The 4,903-nt window shown below is 72.3% G+C and carries 4 protein-coding genes; 1 reads left to right on the plus strand and 3 read right to left on the minus strand.

The genetic code is table 11. From position 1 onward, the window contains the following. Positions 1-44 precede the first annotated feature (44 nt). Both purM and purF read right to left on the minus strand, forming a co-directional pair. On the minus strand, positions 45-1,163 hold the full coding sequence (gene purM / locus ACFWFR_RS17365; protein ID WP_191805665.1) for a phosphoribosylformylglycinamidine cyclo-ligase: 1,119 nt from the start codon (positions 1,161-1,163) through the stop codon (positions 45-47). A 57-nt stretch (positions 1,164-1,220) separates the two neighbouring features. Beyond that, positions 1,221-2,768 carry an amidophosphoribosyltransferase gene (purF, locus tag ACFWFR_RS17370; protein WP_191805664.1) on the minus strand — a complete coding sequence of 516 codons (1,548 nt, stop codon included), beginning with the start codon at positions 2,766-2,768 and terminating at the stop codon, positions 1,221-1,223. Between the two features lie 117 nt (positions 2,769-2,885). Here purF and ACFWFR_RS17375 point away from each other — a divergent pair, with 117 nt between their 5' ends. Continuing rightward, complete coding sequence (locus tag ACFWFR_RS17375) at positions 2,886-4,247, plus strand: hypothetical protein (protein ID WP_377623860.1); 1,362 nt, start codon at positions 2,886-2,888, stop codon at positions 4,245-4,247. A 109-nt stretch (positions 4,248-4,356) separates the two neighbouring features. On the opposite strand, the gene ACFWFR_RS17380 is transcribed toward ACFWFR_RS17375, so the two are convergent. Beyond that, complete coding sequence (locus ACFWFR_RS17380; protein ID WP_377623861.1) at positions 4,357-4,776, minus strand: hypothetical protein; 420 nt, start codon at positions 4,774-4,776, stop codon at positions 4,357-4,359. Positions 4,777-4,903 lie beyond the last annotated feature (127 nt).

The raw sequence follows: 4,903 nt of genomic DNA on the forward strand, positions 1-4,903 counted from the left end.
TCCAGGGCCCGAGCGAGAAGGACGCGCCTTCGTCGTCACTGCGCTCAGTTGCGGTAGTCACCCGTCAGGCGCACGGCGCCGGCGTGGACTCCCTTGGTACCCACGACGAGGTCCTCGCCGAGCGAGGAGGCCGTGGTCGACTCGTCGAGGGCGCTGACCGTCCCCAGGACCCAGGCCGGAAGGCCCAGCTCGGCGCACCGGGCGAGCGCCGCGTCGGCACCGTCCGCTCCGACGATCGCGACCATGCCCACGCCCAGGTTGAGCGTGTTCTCGAGGTCGCGACGCGGCACGTTGCCGAGGTCGCGCACCACGGTGAAGACCGGCGGGACGTCCCACGAGCCGCGGTCCACGGTGCCGACGAGGCCTGCCGGCAGGACGCGGGCGAGGTTCGCCGCGAGCCCGCCACCCGTGACGTGCGTGAACGCGTGAACCTGCGCGGCGTCGTCGTGCGCCAGGGCGAGGCAGTCGCTCGCGTAGACGCGCGTGGGCTCGAGGAGCTCCTCGCCCAGCGTGCGGCCGAACTCCTCGACCTCGCGGTCCAGCTCCCAGCCTGCGTGCTTGACGACCGCACGCACCAGCGAGTAGCCGTTCGAGTGCAGGCCGGACGAACCCAGAGCGATGAGGACGTCGCCCTCTCGGACGCGCTCGGGGCCGAGCAGGCGGTCCGCCTCGACGACCCCGGTGGCTGCGCCCGCGACGTCGTACTCGTCCTCGCCCAGGAGGCCCGGGTGCTCGGCGGTCTCGCCGCCGACGAGCGCCGTGCCGGCGACCTCGCACGCGGCCGCGATGCCGCGGACGATGCCCGCGATGCGCTCCGGGACCACCTTGCCGCACGCGATGTAGTCCGTCATGAACAGCGGCTTGGCGCCCACCACGACGATGTCGTCGACGACCATGCCGACCAGGTCGAAGCCGATCGTGTCGTGGATGTCCAGAGCCTGCGCGATCGCGACCTTGGTGCCCACGCCGTCGGTCGACGTCGCGAGCAGCGGCTTGGTGTAGGTCGCGACCTCGCTGAAGTCGTAGAGCCCGGCGAAACCGCCCACTCCTCCGAGGACCTGGGGGCCGTGCGTGCGTCGCACGGCGTCCTTCATCAGCTCGACGGCCTTGTCGCCCGCCTCGGTGTCGACACCGGCTGCGGCGTACGTGAGACCTTCAGACACGAATGAACTCCTGGTGGTTGCGGCGCGCCCGGTGTCCGGGCGGTGCGTCGTACGGGGTCAGGGATGGTCGAGGGCGGTCCCGCCGCCCACTCCCACGGAGAGCGAGCGCAGACCGTCCTCCGGTGCACCGAGCGGGAGCTCGGCCTGCTCGAGGAGGTGCTTGCCCAGCTGGTCGTCCGGGGGCAGCTCGATGGGGTACTTCCCGGTGAAGCAGGCGGTGCACAGCTGCGACGCCGACTGCTCGGTCGCCGCGATCATGCCCTCCTCCGAGATGTAGCCGAGGGTGTCCGCGCCCAGGGAGGCGCCGACCTCGTCCGGGGACAGGCCGTTCGCGATGAGCTCGGCGCGGGACGCGAAGTCGATCCCGTAGAAGCAGGGCCACTTGACGGGCGGGGAGCTGATCCGGACGTGGACCTCGGCCGCCCCGGCCTCGCGGAGCATGCGGATCAGTGCGCGCTGCGTGTTGCCGCGGACGATCGAGTCGTCCACGACGACCAGGCGCTTGCCACGGATCACGTCGCGCAGCGGGTTGAGCTTGAGCCGGATGCCGAGCTGGCGCAGGGTGTCCGAGGGCTGGATGAAGGTGCGTCCGACGTAGGCGTTCTTGGTCAGGCCCTGCCCGAACGGGATGCCCGACTCCTGCGCGTACCCGACCGCGGCAGGGGTCCCGGACTCGGGGACGGGGATCACGAGGTCCGCCTCGATGCCGTGCTCGCGGGCCAGCTGGCGCCCCATCTCGACACGCGCTGCATGGACCGAGCGGCCGTTGATCGAGGTGTCCGGGCGTGCGAGGTAGACGTACTCGAAGACGCAGCCGGCGCGCTCGACCGGCGCGAAGCGCTGCGAACGCAGGCCGTCCCCGTCGATCGCGATGAGCTCGCCGGGCTCGACCTCACGGACGAACGAGGCGCCCACGATGTCGAGCGCCGGGGTCTCGCTCGCGACGACCCAGCCGCGCTCGAGGCGTCCGAGCACGAGCGGGCGCACGCCCTGCGGGTCACGCGCCGCGTAGAGCGTCTTCTCGTCCATGAAGACGAGGCTGAAGGCACCGCGCAGACGAGGGAGGACCTCCATCGCGGTGTCCTCGAGAGAGTGGTCGTCGTCGCCCGCGAGCAGCGCGGTGATGAGCGCCGTGTCGGTCGTGTTGCCACGCGCGAGCTCGCCCCGGCGCTGGGCGCCGTAGCGCTCGGCGACGAGGTTCACGAGCTCGGCCGAGTTGGTCAGGTTGCCGTTGTGGCCCAGGGCGACGGTCCCGGCGGACGTCGCGCCGAGCGTCGGCTGGGCGTTCTCCCAGGTCACCCCACCCGTGGTGGAGTACCGGCAGTGCCCGACGGCGATGTGTCCGGTCAGGGCGTTCAGCGCGCGCTCGTCGAAGACCTGGGAGACGAGTCCCATGTCCTTGTAGACGAGGATCTGCTCACCATTGCTGGTCGCGATCCCGGCTGATTCCTGACCGCGGTGCTGCAACGAGTACAGACCGAAGTAGGCAAGCTTGGCGACCTCTTCGCCGGGCGCCCAGACACCGAAGACGCCGCAAGCGTCCTGGGGGCCTTTCTCGCCGGGCATGAGGTCGTGGTTAAGAAGTCCATCTCCGCGGGGGGCCACGGCTCCAGTCTCCCATACGGTCGCCGTTCGCCAGAAGCCGCGATCAGGAGATGGACCGCTCGCCCCGAGGAGGCCTCGCCCCTGTACGGACAGCGCCGTGGTCGCTACCCTCGCGCAGTGACCGACTCCCCCGAAGGCTCCCCCGGCAGGACGATCGCGCTGCTCGGGCGACGCGTCCCGACGAGCACGCTCCGGCTCGTCGAACCCGCGCCGAGCCGCGCACAGGTCCTCGCCGACGGCCTGCTGACGATCTCGAGGACCGTCCTGTACTCGGCCGGCCTCGGCTTCCTGGTCCTCCTCGGCACCTGGCTCACGCTCGAGGAGGGGTTCCCGGACGTCTGGCGAGACCTGCACCTCGACCCGGTCAGCCGGGCCTCGATCATCTACGTGTGCGCGGTCCCCGCCGCGGGCGGCGTCCTGTACGCCGTGTCGAGCGCAATCTCGCGCACTTTCCTCGGGCGCAGGCTCGACACGCTCGCCGGCACGGCTCCCGAGCACGTGCCGGTGCGCACGGTGCGGGCCCGCGCGCTGGCCGACGACGCCACCCCCACGACACCTCTCGTCGGTTTGTGCGTCGCCCTCCTGGTCGCCGTCGGGGTAGCCGTCCTCCTGGTCGCGCCCGTGATGATCTTCGCGAGCGACATGGTGGCGGTCGGGCTCACCGTCCTCGCCGGGTCGGCTCTCCTGACCGTGCTCGTCGGGTTCGCACTGTCCGGGCTGAGAGGCCGAGGCCGGCGGGCGTGGACGGCCCTGACCGACCGGCCGAGGCAGGCCTGGAACGACGAGGTCGTCCGGAGCGCCGTGCGCACCGAGAAGCGTCTCCGCCCGGCCGACGAGCGGACGATCGACCTCGGCAGGCTGCACCGCCTGGCGGCCAGGGCCCAGAAGCCGCTGACCGTCGTCGGCGGCGTCCTGCTCGGGGCCGGACCGGTCGTGGGGATCGTCGCGGTCTACCTCCGCAAGCCGGGCAAGAACGCCGACACCCGGTACTTCGACGAGGCGGGGGAGGTGGCGATCGACGTGCTCATCACGGCAGGGGCCGTGCTCGCGCTGGCGGGGTCGGCGGTCCTCCTGCTCGCCCTCGTGGCGACCACCGTCGTGAGGGTCCGCGAACGCCGCGCGCTGCGCAGACATGCCCTCGCCGACGACGCGGGCACGTGGCGGCCCGACGACGCGCTCGTCCGGCGGGCCCTCGACGGACCGCCCCTGCTCTGGGCGGGAGGTGTCCTGGTCCTCGGGCTCGCGACCGTCGTCGTCCCGGCGGTCCTGGCGCTGCTCCAGGTCACGGGCGATCCCGCGCACCCGCTGGCGGCGTACCGCAGCACGATCGGGGCCACGGGTGCGGTGTCGGTCGCGATCGCGCTCCTCGGAGCTGCCGCAGTGGTCGCCGGCATGCCGGCGGGGGTCCGGTTCCGTCAGCTGGTCCGCCAGACGTGGCATCCCGGGGACGATCCCGCACCGGTGGTCGCCGGCTCGTGACGCGGACGGCCTGCCCGCCGGGGCAGTCCGCCCACGAGGAGATCACCGGTCGAGCACGACGGCAGGCCCGAGTTCTCGACGAGCCGCCGCGGTCACGACGTCGAGGACGTCAGCGGCGCAGGCTGCGCTTGTCGGCCCAGATCGCGAGCGCGCCCGCGATGAGCGTCGTGAGCGTGGTCGTCCCCAGCACGATCACGCTGAGGTAGACACCGGGCTTGAGGACACCGCTCGCCGCGGGGGACACGAGCCACGAGATACCGATCGCCAGGCCGAGCACGATCCCTGCCAGGGCGCCGGTCAGGAAGAAGGCCTTGTAGCGCGGAGCGCGTCGGACGGTCGTCGGGTCGATGACCGACTCGATCTCGACCTCGTCGCCACGAAGGCCCTCGTTCGCGTCGTCGCGCGGTGCGCCGACCGCTTCCGGGTCGGTACGGCCCGCGGCGCCGGTCGAGCCGGCCTCCGGAGTCGAAGCGGCGTCGAGGCCGGTCGGGGTCTCGTTCACGTCGGGGTCGGGGGTGCTCGTGCTCACGCGCCGACAGTACCCCGTCCCACTGGGAATCCCCTGTGCCGGCCTCACGTCCCGGGGCCGACGCGGACCGCGCCCGCTCCGGGGTGGGTGCCGCACCGGTGCGGCTCGCACCCGAGAGGTGAGACGC

The sequence above is a fragment of the Oerskovia sp. NPDC060287 genome (assembly GCF_042726775.1).
GTDB classification, from domain to species: domain Bacteria; phylum Actinomycetota; class Actinomycetes; order Actinomycetales; family Cellulomonadaceae; genus Oerskovia; species Oerskovia merdavium.